Annotated in this window: 16 protein-coding genes; 3 read left to right on the plus strand and 13 right to left on the minus strand. The window is 68.4% G+C overall.

Going from position 1 to position 16,113, the window contains the following annotated elements; translation table 11 throughout:
- Positions 1-201: 201 nt before the first annotated feature.
- Both ACT535_RS15935 and ACT535_RS15940 read right to left on the minus strand, forming a co-directional pair.
- A complete protein-coding gene (locus ACT535_RS15935) occupies positions 202-1,101 on the minus strand; it encodes an alpha/beta fold hydrolase (protein WP_476365162.1) in 900 nt (299 codons plus the stop codon).
- Between the two features lie 82 nt (positions 1,102-1,183).
- The gene (locus ACT535_RS15940) at positions 1,184-1,921 is read right to left on the minus strand and encodes an IclR family transcriptional regulator domain-containing protein (protein ID WP_476365446.1); all 738 of its coding nucleotides are present in this window, start codon (positions 1,919-1,921) and stop codon (positions 1,184-1,186) included.
- A 157-nt stretch (positions 1,922-2,078) separates the two neighbouring features.
- On the opposite strand from ACT535_RS15940, the gene ACT535_RS15945 reads away from it, so the two are divergent.
- The 3 genes from ACT535_RS15945 to pcaF are packed head-to-tail and all read left to right on the plus strand — an operon-like array spanning position 2,079 to position 4,693.
- Complete coding sequence (locus ACT535_RS15945) at positions 2,079-2,801, plus strand: 3-oxoacid CoA-transferase subunit A (RefSeq protein ID WP_476365163.1); 723 nt, start codon at positions 2,079-2,081, stop codon at positions 2,799-2,801.
- Positions 2,798-3,481 carry a 3-oxoacid CoA-transferase subunit B gene (locus ACT535_RS15950; RefSeq protein ID WP_476365164.1) on the plus strand — a complete coding sequence of 228 codons (684 nt, stop codon included), beginning with the start codon at positions 2,798-2,800 and terminating at the stop codon, positions 3,479-3,481. Before ACT535_RS15945 ends, ACT535_RS15950 begins: the two co-directional genes overlap by 4 nt.
- 9 nt (positions 3,482-3,490) lie before the next feature.
- Complete coding sequence (pcaF, locus tag ACT535_RS15955; RefSeq protein WP_476365165.1) at positions 3,491-4,693, plus strand: 3-oxoadipyl-CoA thiolase; 1,203 nt, start codon at positions 3,491-3,493, stop codon at positions 4,691-4,693.
- Between the two features lie 87 nt (positions 4,694-4,780).
- Here pcaF and ACT535_RS15960 read toward each other — a convergent pair whose 3' ends face one another.
- From ACT535_RS15960 to ACT535_RS16010, 11 genes are all read right to left on the minus strand, one after another.
- On the minus strand, positions 4,781-5,344 hold the full coding sequence (locus ACT535_RS15960) for an NADPH-dependent FMN reductase (RefSeq protein ID WP_476365166.1): 564 nt from the start codon (positions 5,342-5,344) through the stop codon (positions 4,781-4,783).
- 44 nt (positions 5,345-5,388) lie between these two features.
- Positions 5,389-5,676, minus strand: coding sequence for a YciI family protein (locus tag ACT535_RS15965; protein WP_476365167.1), 288 nt, complete (start codon positions 5,674-5,676; stop codon positions 5,389-5,391).
- Positions 5,677-5,780: 104 nt separating this feature from the next.
- On the minus strand, positions 5,781-6,767 hold the full coding sequence (locus ACT535_RS15970; RefSeq protein ID WP_476365168.1) for a sugar ABC transporter substrate-binding protein: 987 nt from the start codon (positions 6,765-6,767) through the stop codon (positions 5,781-5,783).
- Between the two features lie 50 nt (positions 6,768-6,817).
- The gene (locus ACT535_RS15975; protein ID WP_168459586.1) at positions 6,818-7,792 is read right to left on the minus strand and encodes an ABC transporter permease; all 975 of its coding nucleotides are present in this window, start codon (positions 7,790-7,792) and stop codon (positions 6,818-6,820) included.
- On the minus strand, positions 7,789-8,751 hold the full coding sequence (locus ACT535_RS15980) for an ABC transporter permease (protein WP_476365169.1): 963 nt from the start codon (positions 8,749-8,751) through the stop codon (positions 7,789-7,791). Before ACT535_RS15980 ends, ACT535_RS15975 begins: the two co-directional genes overlap by 4 nt.
- On the minus strand, positions 8,744-10,282 hold the full coding sequence (locus ACT535_RS15985; protein ID WP_476365170.1) for a sugar ABC transporter ATP-binding protein: 1,539 nt from the start codon (positions 10,280-10,282) through the stop codon (positions 8,744-8,746). The genes ACT535_RS15980 and ACT535_RS15985 overlap by 8 nt, the downstream gene beginning before the upstream one ends.
- An 8-nt stretch (positions 10,283-10,290) precedes the next feature.
- The gene (locus ACT535_RS15990; protein ID WP_476365171.1) at positions 10,291-11,715 is read right to left on the minus strand and encodes an FAD-linked oxidase C-terminal domain-containing protein; all 1,425 of its coding nucleotides are present in this window, start codon (positions 11,713-11,715) and stop codon (positions 10,291-10,293) included.
- Positions 11,716-11,768: 53 nt separating this feature from the next.
- Positions 11,769-12,650 carry an intradiol ring-cleavage dioxygenase gene (locus ACT535_RS15995; protein ID WP_476365172.1) on the minus strand — a complete coding sequence of 294 codons (882 nt, stop codon included), beginning with the start codon at positions 12,648-12,650 and terminating at the stop codon, positions 11,769-11,771.
- Entirely contained in the window at positions 12,647-13,564 is a 918-nt protein-coding gene (locus ACT535_RS16000; protein WP_476365173.1) for an NAD(P)-dependent oxidoreductase, read from the minus strand. The genes ACT535_RS15995 and ACT535_RS16000 overlap by 4 nt, the downstream gene beginning before the upstream one ends.
- A 10-nt stretch (positions 13,565-13,574) precedes the next feature.
- On the minus strand, positions 13,575-14,939 hold the full coding sequence (locus ACT535_RS16005; RefSeq protein ID WP_476365174.1) for an amidohydrolase family protein: 1,365 nt from the start codon (positions 14,937-14,939) through the stop codon (positions 13,575-13,577).
- Positions 14,939-16,027: a maleylacetate reductase gene (locus ACT535_RS16010; protein WP_476365175.1), complete on the minus strand. Its 1,089-nt coding sequence runs from the start codon at positions 16,025-16,027 to the stop codon at positions 14,939-14,941. Before ACT535_RS16010 ends, ACT535_RS16005 begins: the two co-directional genes overlap by 1 nt.
- Positions 16,028-16,113: the final 86 nt, after the last annotated feature.

Below are 16,113 nucleotides of genomic sequence, written 5' to 3' on the forward strand. Positions count from 1 at the left end.
CGAACACTAATGACTGCAACCCACTTCTTAGATGAGCATTGCTTCAATACGGTGTCTGTCCCCGATCAAAATAATTGAGCCGGCTCGCTTATGAATCCCTACTGGAGACTGCGCGCATCGCTTCGCGTAGACTGGGTAAAGCGGCCAGCGCCGATGGAACATATTTGAGGATGCGACAGAGGACGGCTCTTGCCGGGGCCGTCACCCTCGTCCGGCCTGCTTCCGCTTCGCTTCGCCCACGTCCCCATCCTTGGGCGACGCCTCTTCAACGGTGAAGGCGCAGCGGTCGAGCCATTCATGGATCGCCGCCAGTGCCTCCGGCTCGTCGAGGAACGGCGTGTGGCCGCGATCGGCTACTTCCGCATAGATCATGTCCGGCCGCCGGGCCGCCATCGCCGCCGCGGCACCCGCGCTCAGCACATCCGAATTGGCGCCACGGATCAGGGCCAGCGGCACGCCCGCACAGGCGTCGAAGAGCGGCCAGGCATCCGTCGCCGGTGCCGCCAGGGCTTTCTGGAACGACAGGCGCAGATCGGGATCATAGGGCAGGCCCACGCCGTCCGCCGTCTGGACGTAGCGCCGGATCGTCTCCTCCTCCCAGCGTAATTCGGGCACGTGGTGGAAGCCGGGCATAGCCTGCGGCATGCGGTCGGCGATTTCCTCCAGCGTGGTCACGGCGGGCTCGACGCCGATATAGGCGCCGATGCGCTCCAGGCCCGCCCGCTCCATCACCGGGCCGACGTCGTTCAGGCACACGCCGGCCACGCGCGCCGGCGCCTTCATGGCCATCAGCATGGCGAGGATGCCGCCCCGCGAGGAGCCAATGATGGCGGCGCGATCGATATGAAGATGATCCAGCAGCGCCAGTGCGTCGTCGCTCTCCTGGAGCGCCGTGTAGGTATCCGCCCCTGTCCAAGCCGAGTCCCCGCGCCCCCGGCTGTCGAGCCGGATCAGCCGCACATCGTGCAGATGCCGGCCGAGATAGTCGAAATCGCGGCTGTTGCGGGTGAAGCCGGCGAGCGCCAGCAGCGGTCGGCCCGTGCCGACGTCAGAGAAGGCGAGGCTTGCGCCATCCTGCGCGTGAAAGGTGTCTCTTTTCATGGCGTCCCGCGTGCTCGCAGCATCCTAGCATCGTGCGGGCTGCTGCGCTGCGCCTTGATTCATCCCAGGGTGTCCGCTCTCGCTAGCGCAGGATCTTGCGGATTTCGCCCTGCACGCGAACGAGCGCCGCCAGATAGCGGGCCGCCAGCGTGTCGGCATCGCCGGCGAGCGCGGACAGGCCGAGGTTGAGTGCCGCCACGGTAGTGCCCCGCGCTGTGAGGAGCGGCACCGCGATGGAGCACAGGCCGAGTTCCACCTCCTGATCGATCACCGCATATCCGCGCTCCCGCGCGTCGCGCACGGCCCCCATTACCGTCTCGGGATCGGTCAGAGTCAACGGCGTGCGCGACGCCAACGGCCGCAGGCGCAGGCGGCGCATGGCCTCCGCCTCCGGCAAGGCGGCGAGAAGCACGCGGCCCATGGAGGTGCAATAAGCCGGCAGGCGCGAGCCGGGGTTGAGGGCGATGGACATCACCTTGCGCTGCGCCGCACGCGCCACATAGACGATCTCGTCCTCATCAAGGATGGAGACGGAGGAGCTTTCCCCCAACTCTTCCGAAAGCCGGTCGAGCCAGGGCTGCACCATCTGGGGGAGCGGCATGGCCGCAAGGCACGCGGTGCCGAGCCTGAGCACGCGGGGCGTCAGGGTGAAGAACTTCCCGTCATAGTCCGCGTAGCCGAGGTGGGCGAGCGTGAGCAGGCAGCGCCGCGCCGTCGCCCGGTCGAGCCCGCTCGCGACGGACACTTCGGCGATGGACTGGCGCGGTCGTTCGGCGGTGAAGGTCTCGATCACCGCAAGACCCTTGGCGAGGCCGCCCATGGTGTCGCGCTGGGAAATGCCGGTCACGGCGCCTCTCGACTTGTGCGATATGTCAACAAATATCCTATATCGCACAAACCGGATTGAAGTCGAGGCTGCCGTTTTTTATTCGTCGGATATCGAAAGGCGCGCCGCCCCAGGCGCAACAGGGATGTCCATGGACAAGACGATCGCCACACCCGCGGAGGCGGTGGCCGATATCGGCGACAACGCCACGGTGATGATCGGAGGCTTCGGCGGCTCCGGCGCGCCCATCGAGCTGATCCACGCCCTCATCGACCGCTTCGTGAAGACCGGTTCACCGCGCAACCTCACGGTGGTCAACAACAATGCTGGAAACGGCCATGTCGGCCTCGCCGCCATGATCGAGGTGGAGATGGTGGGCAAGCTCATCTGCTCCTTCCCCCGCTCGGCCGATCCGCGCGTCTTCACGCAGAAGTATCTCGCCGGGGAGATCGCGCTGGAGCTGGTGCCGCAGGGCACGCTCGCCGAGCGCATCCGCGCGGGCGGTGCCGGCATCCCGGCCTTCTACACGCCCACTTCCTACGGCACCGAACTCGCCAACGGAAAACCCACTGCCGAGTTCGATGGCCGCTCCTACGTGCAGGAGCGCTGGCTGAAGGCCGATTTCGCGCTGGTGAAGGCGCATCTCGGCGATCGCCTCGGGAACCTCACCTACAACAAGGCGGCCCGCAATTTCGGCCCGCTGATGTGCTCGGCCGCGCGGCACGCCATCGTGCAGGTTTCGCAGCTGGTGCCGCCCGGCACCATCGATCCCGAGCACGTCGTCACCCCCGGCATCTTCGTCTCGCGCGTGGTGGAAGTGACCAACCCCGCCCAGGAAGAGCTGCTGAACCGCGCCGGAGCAACCTATCCATGACCGCCAGCGACGACACCAAGCTCTCCAACGCCCAGATCGCCTGGCGCGCGGCGCAGGACATCGCCGACGGCGCCTATGTGAACCTCGGCATCGGCTTTCCCGAGATGGTCGCGCGCTATCAGCCCGCCGGCCGCGAGGTGATCTACCACACGGAGAACGGCATCCTGGACTTCGGCCAGGAGCCGCCCACGGGCGAGGAGGACTGGGACCTCATCAATGCCGGCAAGAAGGCGGTGACGCTCAAGCCCGGCTCGGCCTTCTTCCACCATGCGGACAGCTTCGCCATGGTGCGCGGCGGGCATCTCGACGTGGCCATCCTTGGCGCCTACCAGGTGGCGCAGAACGGCGACCTCGCCAATTGGAGTGTCGGCGCCAAGGGCGTGCCGGCGGTGGGCGGGGCCATGGACCTCGTACATGGCGCCAAGCGCGTCGCGGTCATCACTGAGCACGTCACCAAGTCCGGCGAGCCCAAGCTGCTGGACCGCTGCACGCTGCCCCTCACCGGGGTCGGCTGCGTCACGCGGGTCTATACCAGCCTCGCCGTGGTGGACATCGAGGGCGGCCGCTTCGTGCTGCGCGAGAAGCTGCCCACCATCACGCTGGAGAAGCTCCAGTCGCTCACCGGCGCGGAGCTGGTCATCGCCGGCCCGGTGGCCGATCTCGTCGTTCCAGAGCTGTAGGAGCCCGCAATGAAGGACGTCTTCATCTGCGATTATGTCCGCACGCCCATCGGCCGCTTCGGCGGCACGCTCGCCTCTGTGCGGGCGGACGATCTCGGCGCCGTGCCCCTGAAGGCGCTGATGGCACGTAATCCCGGCGTCGATTTCGCCGCCGTGGACGACGTGATCTTCGGCTGCGCCAATCAGGCGGGCGAGGACAATCGCAACGTCGCGCGCATGTCGCTGCTGCTGGCCGGCCTGCCGGTGGGCGTTCCGGGCACCACCATCAACCGGCTGTGCGGCTCGGGCATGGATGCCATCATCGCCGCCGCTCGCGCCATCAAGGCGGGCGAGGCCTCGCTGATGATCGCCGGTGGCGTGGAATCCATGTCCCGCGCCCCGTTCGTGATGCCCAAGGCGGACACCGCCTTCTCCCGTCATGCAGAGATCCACGACACCACCATCGGCTGGCGCTTCGTGAACCCGCTGATGAAGGCGCAGTACGGCGTGGATTCCATGCCCGAGACCGGCGAGAACGTGGCCGAGGACTTCGCCATCAACCGCGCCGATCAGGACGCCTTCGCGCTGCGCTCGCAGGCCAAGGCGGCGGCAGCGCAGGCGAACGGGCGGCTGGCACGGGAGATCGTTCCCGTCTCCATCCCCCAGCGCAAGGGCGAGCCGGTGATCGTGGAGCGCGACGAGCATCCCCGCGCCACCACCATCGAGGCGCTGGCGAAGCTCCCCACCCCGTTCCGAAAGGGCGGCACGGTGACCGCCGGCAACGCCTCGGGCGTCAATGACGGCGCCGCAGCGCTGATCCTCGCCGATGCTGAGACGGCGGCGAAGTATGGCCTCACCCCCATTGCCCGCGTGCTGGGCGGGGCGGCGGCCGGCGTGCCGCCGCGCATCATGGGCATCGGCCCGGCGCCGGCCTCCAAGAAGCTGATGGCGCGGCTCGGCCTCACCGCGGCCGATTTCGACGTCATCGAGCTGAACGAGGCCTTCGCTTCCCAGGGCCTCGCCACCCTGCGCGACCTCGGCATCGCGGACGACGACGCGCGGGTGAACCCCAACGGCGGCGCCATCGCCCTCGGCCATCCCCTCGGCATGTCCGGCGCGCGCATCACCGGCACGGCGGCGCTGGAGCTGTCGCTCACCGGCGGCAGGCGTTCGCTGAGCACCATGTGCATCGGCGTCGGCCAGGGCATCGCGGTGGCGCTGGAGCGGGTGTGATCGCCCCTTGTCGGTAGCCACAAAAAAAGCAGCGGCGAGGGGCCATGCCTCTCGCCGCTGCCGTTTGAGGAGCAGATCAGCAGCCGCTCAACGCAGGCGCTCGGTCCAGGTGGCGAGCGCGGTGAGGAGCTGGCGGATGAAGTCCGCGGTCGCCTCGTCGGTCAGGGCGCCCGAGGCGTCGAACTTGGCCTGCGCAGCGCCGATCATCACTTCCGGCTTGTTGAGCGGGAAGGCGTTCAGGAACACCAGCATCTGCCGCAGCTGATACTGCGCCCGCGCGGTGCCAAGCACCCCCATGCTGGCGCCCATGATGGCGACGGGCTTGTTGTCGAACGGCTGGCTCGGCGGGCGCGAGGCCCAGTCGATGGCGTTCTTCAGCACGCCGGGGATGGAGTAATTGTACTCCGGCGTCACGAACAGGATGGCATCGGCGGCGGCGAGCTGGGCACGGAAGCGCTCCACCTCCGGCGGATAGCCGACGAGGCGCACGTCGTCATTGTAGTGCGGCAGGTCGCCGATTTCGGCCGCCTCGATGGTCATGCCCTCGGGGGCAAGCTCCATGGCCGCCTTGAGGGCCATGGTGTTGTAGGAGCCCTTGCGCAGGCTGCCGGAAATTCCCACCACCCGGATCGGGCGGGCATCGCTGGACATGTGTCGTCTCCTTCAAATCGGATCGGTATTCAACCGTTGAACCGTCAACCCTGGCGGCGGAGGAAGCCGGTGATGGTCACGCGCTCCCAGATGTCTGCCTTCTTGAAAGGGTCGGCGGCGTTGAAAGCCTCGGCGGCGGCGCGATCCGGCGCCTCGATGAGGAAGAGGCTGCCGATCATCGTGGTTCCATCATCCGCCACCAGCGGGCCGGACATGACGATGTGCACCCCGAACGCGGAGGTGTCGGACAGGAAGGCCTTGTGCGCCTCGTAATGGGCGAGGCGGGTGTCGAGCGCGCCGGGGCGATCGACGCCATGGATGGCGAACAGCATCAGAGGGGCTCCTTCGCGACCGGGGCGGCACGCGGCATAAGCCGGTGTCGCCCCGTCGGGTTGATAGCACGCCGGCTGTGCAGACCGGCGTCAGTGGATCGAAATCAGTTCGTCTTGGTGGGCGCCTTGGTGGCCATGGCGGCGGCGTCCGACCAGCTCGGGCAGGCCCGGGCTTCCAGCGGCACGTCGTAGGGCTGGTAGTTGGAGGCATTCACCACGGTGGGCTTCAGCACCACCTCGTTCACGATGGCCTCATTGCGCAGCGCGCGGATGGCCACCATGGTGCCGATGCAGCCCTGCACGAAGCCGTTGTAATCGCCCGAGGCGAGCAGCTTGCCGGCCTTGATGGCGTCGATTGCCTCCTTGGTGCCGTTGATGCCGATGACCTTGGCCTTGCGGTTGGCGCCGTCCAGCGCCTCAATGGCGCCGATAGCCATGGCGTCGTTGGCGGCCAACACGCCGTCGATCTGCGGATGCGACTGCATGAGGTTCTCCATCACCTGCAGGCCCTGCAGGCGCTGGTAATTGGCGGGCTGGCTCGCCAGCAGCTTCACGTCCTTGTTTTCCTTGATGGCGTCATTGAAGCCGCGCACCCGGTCGATGTTGGTGAGCGAGCCCTTCACACCTTCCAGGATCACCACATTGCCCTTGCCGCCCATCTCCTTCAGCAGATAGCGGCCGGTTTCCAGGCCGAGGCTGTAGTCGTCGGCGCCGACGAAGGCGAGGAACTTGCCGCCGGCCGAGCGGTCGGTGACGTTCACCACCGGAATCTTCGCGTCGTTGATCTGCTCCACGCCCGGCACCATGGCCTTGTAGTCCACCGGCACGAAGACGATGGCGCTGGGCTTCTTGACGATCACGTCCTCAATCTGGCTGAGCTGCTCGGGGATCGAGTCCGGCTTGGTGGGAATGTAGTGCACCACCTTGGCGCCCATGGACTTCGCCGCCGCCTCGGCGCCGACACGCACCGTCTGGAAGTAGGGGTTGGTCTGGTTCTTGGTGAAGACGGCGATGGTCTCGTCCGCGGCGAGCGCGCCGGTGGACAGGAGCGCCACCGGCAGCGCAGCGGCGATGAACTTGAGCTTCTTCATGGGGTCTTCCTCCGATTCTTGATATTTGGGTTTGTTACTTCAATTACGCTTCAGGACCGCTTGCGGCCGATCATGTCGAGCCACACCGCGAAGACAACGATCACGCCCGTCACCAGAGGCTGCCAGCTTGCGTTGACCGCGAGCAGGTTCATGCCGTTCAGCACCAGCGTCAGGATGAGCGCACCGACGAAGGTGCCGAACACGCTGCCCACCCCGCCGAAGAGCGAGGCACCGCCGATGAGCACCGCCGCGATGGCCGGCAGCGTCATCGCCTCGCCGATGTCGCCCTCGGCCGAGTTCAGCCGGGCGAGGAAGACGATGGAGGCGACGCCCGCCATGGCGCCGGAGAAGGCGTAGACGAGGATCAGGCGGCGATCGACGGGGATGCCGGACAGCCGCGCCGCCACCGGGTTCGCGCCGATGGCGTAGATCTGCTGCCCCCACACGGTGCGCTGGGCGAAGACGGCGCCGGCGACGAGGAAGCCGATCATCAGATAGACCGGGATCGGGATGCCGAGGAAATAGCCCGAGCCGATCTGCCGGAAGCCGGGCGGGAAGCCATGGATGGTCTCGCCGGCCATGTAGTAATAGGTCAGGCCGTGCAGCACCCACAGCATGCCGTAGGTGGCGATGAAGGAGGGGATGCGCAGCTTTGCCACCATCAGCCCGTTGCAGATGCCGATGACGCAGCCGCTGGCGAGGCCCGTGAGCGTCCCCAGCACCGGCGAGCCGGTGGCCTTGATGACGGTGGCGGCGAGGCAGGCGGACAGCCCGATGTTCGCGCCAACCGAGAGATCCAGGCCCCCGGTGAGGATCACCAGCGTCAGCCCCGAGGCCAGGAAGAACAGCAGGCTCGCCTGCCGCAGCACGTTGAGGATGTTGTTGGTGGTGAAGAAGGCATCCGTCGCGACGCTCAGCGCCACGCACAGGAGGCCCGCCGCCAGCAGCCGGTAGATGAGCTGCTGCATGTCCTTGGACAGATGGATGCGGGGCGTGCCCGCGGAGATGTCGCCGGCGAGGCTCATGACTTCTTGCTCCGCATGCCGTCGAGGAAGAGGGCGAAGATGACGAGGACGCCGATGCAGGCCACCTGCACCGAGGAGGGCACGGCCATGAGGTTCAGCCCGTTGCGCAGAACGCCCACCGTGAGCACGCCCATGAGGGTGCCGAAGATCCAGCCGTTGCCGCGCTCGAAGGAGGTGCCGCCGAGCGCCACGGCGGCGATGGCGTCGAACTCCATGCCGATGGCGGCGGTGGGATGGCCCGCATTCATACGCGCCGTCATCAGCAGCGCCGCGACGCCGGCCATGGCCCCGCCGAGCATGTAGACGGAGATGAGCAGCCGCCGCCACTTCACGCCCGCCAGCGTCAGCGCCTCGCGATTGCCGCCGAGCGCGCAGATGTAGGTGCCGAAGCGGGTGTGATAGAGCAGCACATGGAACAGGGCGTAGAAGCCCGCGCCGATGAGGATGGGGTTCGGGATGCCCGCCACATCGCCGGAATAGACCTGCCGCACGAAGCGCGGGATGCCCACCACGCTCTGCCCGTCGGACACGATCAGCGCGAGCCCCTGCGCCGCGCCGAGCGTGCCCAGCGTCGCGACGAAGGGCGGGATGCCCAGCACCGACACCAGCCAGCCATTGGCGAGGCCGAAGGCAAGGCCCACACCAAGCGCTCCGGCGAGCCCGAGCAGCAGCGATTGCGTCGCCACCACGATCAGCGCTAGCACCAGCGAGGCGAGGGTGAGCACCGCACCCATGGAGAGGTCCAGCCCCTCCGTCATGATGATGAGCGTCATGGGCAGCGCGAGGAGCAGCAGGATCACCGACTGCACCAGGATGTTGGAGATGTTGCCGGCGGTGAGGAAGCCGGGGCTCGCCACCGCGAACAGCACGCCGAGGCCGACGAGCGCCACGGCGACGCCGGGTACGGCCGGGATGCGCGCCCGCGCGGGGGTGGAAGAGGAAAGGGCGTGATCACTCATCGTGCATCCCCATTCGGACGATGTTCTCTTCGGAGAGGTCGGCGCGGCCAAGCTCGCCGACGATGCGCTTGCCGCGCATGACGTAGGCGCGGTCGCAGACATGGACGATCTCCGCCTGCTCGGAGGAGATCATGAGCACCGCCGCCCCTTCGGCGACCAATTGGTCGATGAGGGCGAAGATCTCGGATTTGGCGCCCACGTCGATGCCGCGCGTGGGCTCGTCGAAGATGAACAGGCGCGTGCCGGCGGCGAGCCACTTGCCGATCACCACCTTCTGCTGGTTGCCGCCGGAGAGGACGGCAACGCTCTGGTTCGGCGAGGGGGTGGCGATGCGCAGGCGCTGGATCAGCTCCTGCGCCGAGCGCCGCGCCTTGCCGGGCGAGAACATGTTGCTGGGGAACAGCTTCGGCAGGCCCGCCACGGCGAGATTGTCGCTGACCGTGCGGATGAGGGCGAGGCCCTCCGCCTTGCGGCTCTCCGGAATGAGGCCGACTCCGGCGAAGGCCGCGGCATCCGGACCGCCGGTGCGCGGCTTGCCGAAGATGCGCACCTCGCCCGCCGTCACCGGATCGGCGCCGAAGATGGCGCGCGCCACCTCCGTGCGGCCGGAGCCGACGAGGCCGCACAGGCCGACGATCTCGCCCGCCCGCACCTTCAGGTCGATGTCGCGGATGCCGTTGGTGGAGGACAGGCCCTTGGTCTCCAGCACCACCTCGCCGGGCTCGGTGGCGAAGCGGCGGGGATAGGACATGTCCACGTTGCGGCCGACCATCATCCGCACCAGTTCGTCCGGCGAGGTCTCGCCGGGCAGCGCGCGGCCCACCAGCTTGCCGTCGCGCAGCACGGTGATGCGGTCGCCGAGGGCGAACACCTCGGCCATGCGGTGGGAGATGTAGACAAGGGCCACGCCCTTCGCCTGCAGCTGGCGCATCACCTCGAACAGACGCTCGGTCTCCCGGTCGGAGAGCGCGGCGGTCGGCTCGTCCATGACGAGGATGCGGGCATCCTGCGACAGCGCCTTGCCGATCTCGACCATCTGCTGCTGGGCGACGCCGAGCTGGTGGACCTTGGTGCGCGGGTCCACATCGAGGCCAATCAGGTCCAGCACCTTCTGCGCCTCGCGATAGAGGCGGCGCCGGTCCATAAGGCCGGGAATGCGCGAGGGGAATTCGCGGCCGAGGAAGATGTTCTGCGCCACGTCCAGATAGGGGACGAGGGAGAATTCCTGGAAGATGACCGCGATGCCGAAGCGCCGCGCGTCGGCCGGCGAGCGGATCTCCACCTTCTCGCCATTGTGGAAGTATTCGCCCGCATCCGCCTGATAGGCGCCGCACAGCACCTTCATGAGCGAGGACTTGCCGGCGCCGTTCTCGCCGAGCAGCATGTGGACCTCGCCCGGCCAGACGGCGAAGGACACGTCGTCCAGCGCCTTCACGCCCGGAAAGGTCTTGGAAATGCCCTTCAGCTCCAGAATGGGGGTCGCAGGCGCGGCCGGGGGCGCGGCCAGTTCCAGGCGAGGCGTCGTTGCCATGACCGCCCTCATGGTGCGTCTCCTTGCTGTGTGTCGCGGGGCCGGAAGATCTTGCCGGGATTGAGGATGCCGTCAGGGTCGAGGGCACCCTTCACGAGGCGCATCACGTCCACCGCGTCGCCGAGCTCCAGGGACAGGAAGTCCATCTTGCCGACGCCGATGCCGTGCTCGCCGGTGCAGGTGCCTTCCAGCGCGATGGCGCGGCGGGCGAGGCGGTCGCAGAAGGCTTTGGCGCGGGCCAGCTCCTCGCCGCTGGCGGGATCGATCAACACCAGCAGGTGGAAATTGCCGTCGCCAACATGACCGACCACGGGGGCCGTGAGGCCGGTCTGTTCCAGATCCGCCGCCGTCTCCACCAGGCATTCGGCGAGGCGGGAGATGGGCACGCACACGTCGGTGATCATCGCCTTCGCGCCGGGGCGCAGCGCGAGGCCGGCGTAAAGCGTGTTGTCACGGGCGTGCCAGAGCCGGCTGCGCTCTTCCGGGGTCGTCGCCCACTGGAACCCCTGGCCGCCGAATTCCGCCGCCAGCCCCTCGGTGGTCTCCGCCTGCTCGGCCACGTAGGCCTTGGAGCCATGGAACTCGAAGAACAGATGCGGCACCTCGGGCAGGCCGAGCTTCGCGTGCAAATTCATGCCGCGCATCATCACCACGTCGAGCAGTTCCACCCGCGCCACCGGCACGCCGGACTGGATGACGGCGATGGCCGTGTCCACGGCGGACTTCAGATCCGGGAAGGCGCAGACGGCGGAGGAGATGGCCTCCGGCTGGGGATGCAGCTTCAGCGTCACCTCAGTGATGACGCCAAGAGTGCCCTCGGCGCCCACGAACAGGCGGGTGAGATCATAGCCGGCGGCGGACTTGCGGGCCCGTTGCGCGGTGCGGATCACGCGGCCGTCCGCCAGCACCACCTCCAGCGCCAGCACATTGTCCTTCATGGTGCCGTAGCGCACCGCCATTGTGCCCGAGGCGCGGGTCGAGGTCATGCCGCCGATGGAGGCGTCGGCGCCGGGATCGATGGGGAAGAACAGGCCGGTGTCGCGCAGCTGGGCGTTGAGCTGCTTGCGGGTGATGCCGGGCTGGACGGTGACGTCCATGTCCTCCGCATTCACCTTCAGCACCTGGTTCATCCGCCCCATGTCGAGGCACACGCCGCCGTGGAGCGCCGCCGCATTGCCCTCCAGCGAGGTGCCCGCGCCGAAGGCGACGACCGGCACCTTCGCCTCGCGGCACAGGCGCACGATGGCCTGCACCTCGGCCGTGCTCTCCGGATAAACCACCACGTCCGGCGGGGTCGCCGCGTGATAGGCCTCGCTGCGGCCATGGTCGGCGAGCACGCCGGGCGCGCGGGTGGCCCGATCACCGACGATCCCGGCGAGGCGCGCCAGCAGGCCATCCATGGGATGCGCCGCGATGGGCATATGGGCAGACATGCGTTCCTCCCTTCGCGCGTCCCGTTGGCCGGGCTTGCTGCGCGTCCGTCCCGTTACGCCGCCTGCGAAGCCGCGGCGGATACGGGGTTGAGCTTGAAATCGTAGGTCAGCGCACACCACGGCGCGTCCATCACCCGGCCGTCCGGCGCGGTGCCCGGAGCATGGGGGATGAAGTCGCGGATAAGCGAGTCCTTCACGCCGAACACCGAGTCGCTGTCGAGATAGCTGTCGCCGGCGACGAACACATGGGTCACGAGCTTCTCGTGGCCGGGCGCCTCGATCATGAAGTGCACATGGGCCGGACGCCAGGGATGGCGCCCCTGCGCCTCCAGCATCTTGCCCACCGGACCGTCGTGCGGGATGGGATAGGCGGCGGGCTTGATGGACCAGAACGCGAAGCGGCCCTGATCGTCGGTGCGCAGGCGGGCGCGGGCGACGAGGCCGTTCTCCTCGTGCTGCACGTCGTAATAGCCGTCCACGTCCGAATGCCAGACATCGACGATGGCGTTCACCAGCGGCGCACCATCGAGGGTCGCGACCGAGCCGGAGACGAACATGGGCTCTCCTTCGAGATGCCCGGAAATGTCGGTGCCGTTCGCCACTTCCGGCGGGCCCTCCACATAGAAGGGGCCGAGCACGGTGCTCTCGGTGACCGCCGTCTGGTGGTCATGGTTGATGGCATCCACCAGCATGGAGACGCCGAGCGTGTCGGACAGCAGGATGAATTCCTGCCGCGTGCCGGTGCACATGTGGCCGGTGTCGGTGAGGAAGGCGATGCCCTTCTCCCATTCCGCCTGGGTGGGGCGCACCTCGCGGACGAAATTGTGCAGGTGGCGAACGAGCGCCGCGCTGATCTCGCGGATGCGGGCATCAGGCGCGTTGGCGACGCGCTCCAGCACCGCCTCGGTGATGGAAAACTGGTCGAAGTTTCTCATGCGAGCCTCCCGTCATTCTTGTCGAGATCCGGCTCGCCCAGTCCGGCGAGCCATTCGGCGAGGCGGACCGGTGCAATGAAGTCCGCCTCCCCGTCGCCGCGCCCGATGAGCGCGCCGTAGATCTCCCGCGTGAGCGTGGCGAGGGGCATGGCCATCTCGGCGGCGTGGCCGGCCCCGACGATGAGGTCGAGGTCCTTGGCCATCTGCCGGCAGGAGAACGTGGAATTGAAGTCGCGCGTCTCAAGGCTCTTGGCCTTGTAGTGCACCATGGGCGAACCGACCGCGCTGTTGGTGAGCACGTCCAGGATATCCTGCCAAGCGAGGTTCCCCTTGCGCGCCAGCACGATGCTCTCGCCCATCATGGCCGCCGAGACGGCGATCATGAGGTTCACAGAGAGCTTGGCGTAGCGCGCCTCTTCCTGCGTGCCGAGATACTTCTGGGCGCGGGTGAAATCCTTGGCCACCGGCTCGAACGTGTCGAACGCCGCGCGCGGGCCGGAGACGAAGCAGGTGAGGTTGCCGGTGTGCGCGATGGCGGCGTTGCCGGAGACCGGCGCGCGTAGATAGTGGATGCCCGCACGCTCGGCGGCGGCGCCCAGCTCTGCGGAGATGCCGGGGCTGACGGTGGAGGTCTCCACCAGGATCGCCCCCTTGCGCATGGCGGAGAGCAGCGGCCCGTCGAGCGCCACGGCACGCAGCGCCTTGTCGTCCGGCAGCGAGGTGAAGACGATGTCGCGACCGGCCGCATCTTCCAGCGTCGCGGCGGGTGTGACACCCCCGGCGGCGGCCTCGGCGATGCGCTCCTGATCGCGGTCGAAGCCGGCGATGTCGCGGCCCGCGCCGGCGAGGCGGGTGGAGATGGGCAGGCCCATCTTGCCGAGCCCGATCCATCCGAGGGTCAAAGTATCAGCCATCATCCTCTCCTCACGCCGCCTTCTTGCCGAGGCCCAGCTCATCGACGACGCGCGCGCCCGAGGCGGTGAGCCGGGCGAGCTTCTCATCGAGACCGGTGGCGAGCAGCGTCCTGTTCTTCTTCATGAAACGGCCGGCGATCATCACCGCCTCCACGTCGCCGCGCCCCGCCTGCATCACCACGGTGGCGACGGGATCATGCACAGGCTGGAGATGCAGCGCGCGGGCGTCGATGAGCACGAGATCGGCCTGCTTGCCGGGCGCGAGGGAGCCGATGCGGGCATTGAGCCCCAGCATGCGCGCGCCCTCGATGGTGATCCATTCCAGCGCCTGCCGCACGCGAACGGTGGAGGTGGGCGGGATGCTGCCCGTGTCGCGGCGGCTGTCCGTATTGTCCAGCACCCGCTGCATGCCGAGGGCAATGCGCGCGACGCCCATCATGTCGCCGGCCAGCACGCTTTCAAGGTCCACGCCAAGGGACGGCGCCGCGCCGCGCTTCAGCAGGCGGCCGGTGACGGGGAAGCCGTGGCCCTGCGTCATCTCGTTTTCCGGCGTCACCGAGAAGGAGGCGCCGAGGTCCACGAGGCGGGAGAACAGTTCGTCGGAGAGATCGTTTCCGTGGACGACGTTGATGCCGGGGCCGACCAACCCCTCGGCAATCAGCGTCTCCCAGCCGCCCGGCGTCTTCGCCGCGCCGCCGCCCTGGTGCATGGAGGCGACGAGGCCGAACTCGCGGGCGAGGCGGAAGTCGGCGCGGGCGACCTCCATGGTGGAATAATGCGGGCCAAGGATGGCGAGGCCCAGCGTCAGCAGGCCGTCCGTGCGGGCGAACGGGCCGCGCATGAGCCGCTCGATCTCGGCGCGCGGATGCGGCACCTCGGAGAAATGCGGCTCGCCGGGCTTCGGGTCCGGCTTGGGGGAGCCATGGAAGAAGGCGGCGCGGATGCCGCTGTCCTGAAGCGCCTCCACCGCCGCGTCGGTGTGGTCCGGCGTCGGGTTGTTGTGGCACCAGTCCACCAGCGTGGTGGTGCCGGCATCGATCTGCCCGAGCGCGCCCACCAGCGTCGCGATGCCGATGTCGTCGGGGCGGAAGCGGGTGGCAAGGCCCGCATGCACCCAGCGGAAATATTCCAGCAGCGTCCAGTCAGCGGCGAGGCTTCGGAGCCCCGTCTGCCAGGTGTGCATATGGGCGTTCACGAAGCCGGGCACGCAGATGCGCCCTGCCCCATCCACCCGCTCCGCATCTGCCGCCTCGACGGCGGGGGCGATGGTGGCGATGCGGCCGTCCTCGATCAGGATGTCGCCCTTCGGCAGGTCGCCGACAGCGGGCTCCATCGAGAGGATGGTGGCGCCGGAGATGAGGGTGCGCGCGCCCATCAGGCCGCCTCCTCCGCCGGCGCCGCCGCCACTGGCCGCTCGCCGGAATAGGCGCGGGCGATGAGGTCGCGGATGCCGTCGCGGGTCACCGGACGCGGGTTCCAGTAGGGGTTTTCCACGGCAAGATCGGCGGCGGTCTCGATGCCGTCCGCCGGCATGCCGATGTCCGACAACGCGCGCGGCACGCCCAGCGCCCGCACCAGATCGAACAGCCCCTGCGCCGCATCCGGCGCGCCCAGCGCGCGGGTGATGGCGGCCATGGCCTCTGGCGCTGCGGGGGCGTTGTAGGCCACCGCGTGGGGAAGAACGATGGTGTGCGTCTCCGCATGCGGCAGGTTGAAGGTGCCGCCGAGCGTGTGGCAGAGCTTGTGGTGCAGCGCCATGCCCACCGCGCCGAGGCAGCAGCCGCAGAGCCACGCGCCGTAGAGCGCCATGGTGCGGGCCTCGATGTTCGCCGGCTCGTGGATGAGGATGGGCAGCGCCGAGGAGAGCGTGCGGATGCCGTCCTCCGCCATCAGCGAGATCACCGGGTTGCGGTCCCGCGCATAGAGCGCCTCCACCGCATGGGCGATGGCGTTGACGCCGGAGGTGGCGGAGAGGCCGGGCGGCAGGGTGAGCGTGAGATCCACGTCGTAGATGACGGCTTCCGGCAGCACGTCCAGCGAGCGGATGGTGGTCTTGCGGCCCTCCTGCGTCTCGCCGAGGATGGGCGTCATCTCCGAGCCGGCATAGGTGGTGGGGATGACCAGCTGCGGCACGCCCGTGCGCAGGGCCAGCGCCTTGCCGAGGCCGGTGGTGGAGCCGCCGCCCAGTGCCACGACGCAATCCGCATCGGCGGCCTTCAGCGCGGCGAGGGCCTTGTCCGTCACCTCTACCGGCGTGTGCATGGTGGCGCCGGGAAAGACACCCGCGCAGGCTTCACCGATGAGCTTGCCGATGCGCGCGCCCTCGCCCGCCTGCTGCGGTGTGGTGAGCACCAGCGCCCGCCGCGCGCCGAGCCGCGCCACCTCGGCGCCGACCTCGGCGATGGTGCCGCGGCCGAAACGGACGCGGATGGGCAGGGCCTCGTAGGTGAAGGTCTCGATCATGGTTCAGATCCGTCTGGGACGCGCACAGGCGCGCCTTGGGGCTCACTCGCCGGCGAGAAGCGCGCCGCGCGGACGCGCCACGGAAG

It is taken from the genome of Xanthobacter sp. DMC12, from assembly GCF_056314105.1.

Bases quoted from the DNA above. Each gene is read 5' to 3' on its own strand.
- ACT535_RS15935 (WP_476365162.1), bottom strand. From the start codon at position 1,101: ATGAAAAGAGACACCTTTCACGCGCAGGATGGCGCAAGCCTCGCCTTC.
- ACT535_RS15940 (WP_476365446.1), bottom strand. From the start codon at position 1,921: ATGGGCGGCCTCGCCAAGGGTCTTGCGGTGATCGAGACCTTCACCGCC.
- ACT535_RS15945 (WP_476365163.1), top strand. From the start codon at position 2,079: ATGGACAAGACGATCGCCACACCCGCGGAGGCGGTGGCCGATATCGGC.
- ACT535_RS15950 (WP_476365164.1), top strand. From the start codon at position 2,798: ATGACCGCCAGCGACGACACCAAGCTCTCCAACGCCCAGATCGCCTGG.
- pcaF (WP_476365165.1), top strand. From the start codon at position 3,491: ATGAAGGACGTCTTCATCTGCGATTATGTCCGCACGCCCATCGGCCGC.
- ACT535_RS15960 (WP_476365166.1), bottom strand. From the start codon at position 5,344: ATGTCCAGCGATGCCCGCCCGATCCGGGTGGTGGGAATTTCCGGCAGC.
- ACT535_RS15965 (WP_476365167.1), bottom strand. From the start codon at position 5,676: ATGCTGTTCGCCATCCATGGCGTCGATCGCCCCGGCGCGCTCGACACC.
- ACT535_RS15970 (WP_476365168.1), bottom strand. From the start codon at position 6,767: ATGAAGAAGCTCAAGTTCATCGCCGCTGCGCTGCCGGTGGCGCTCCTG.
- ACT535_RS15975 (WP_168459586.1), bottom strand. From the start codon at position 7,792: ATGAGCCTCGCCGGCGACATCTCCGCGGGCACGCCCCGCATCCATCTG.
- ACT535_RS15980 (WP_476365169.1), bottom strand. From the start codon at position 8,751: ATGAGTGATCACGCCCTTTCCTCTTCCACCCCCGCGCGGGCGCGCATC.
- ACT535_RS15985 (WP_476365170.1), bottom strand. From the start codon at position 10,282: ATGGCAACGACGCCTCGCCTGGAACTGGCCGCGCCCCCGGCCGCGCCT.
- ACT535_RS15990 (WP_476365171.1), bottom strand. From the start codon at position 11,715: ATGTCTGCCCATATGCCCATCGCGGCGCATCCCATGGATGGCCTGCTG.
- ACT535_RS15995 (WP_476365172.1), bottom strand. From the start codon at position 12,650: ATGAGAAACTTCGACCAGTTTTCCATCACCGAGGCGGTGCTGGAGCGC.
- ACT535_RS16000 (WP_476365173.1), bottom strand. From the start codon at position 13,564: ATGGCTGATACTTTGACCCTCGGATGGATCGGGCTCGGCAAGATGGGC.
- ACT535_RS16005 (WP_476365174.1), bottom strand. From the start codon at position 14,939: ATGGGCGCGCGCACCCTCATCTCCGGCGCCACCATCCTCTCGATGGAG.
- ACT535_RS16010 (WP_476365175.1), bottom strand. From the start codon at position 16,027: ATGATCGAGACCTTCACCTACGAGGCCCTGCCCATCCGCGTCCGTTTC.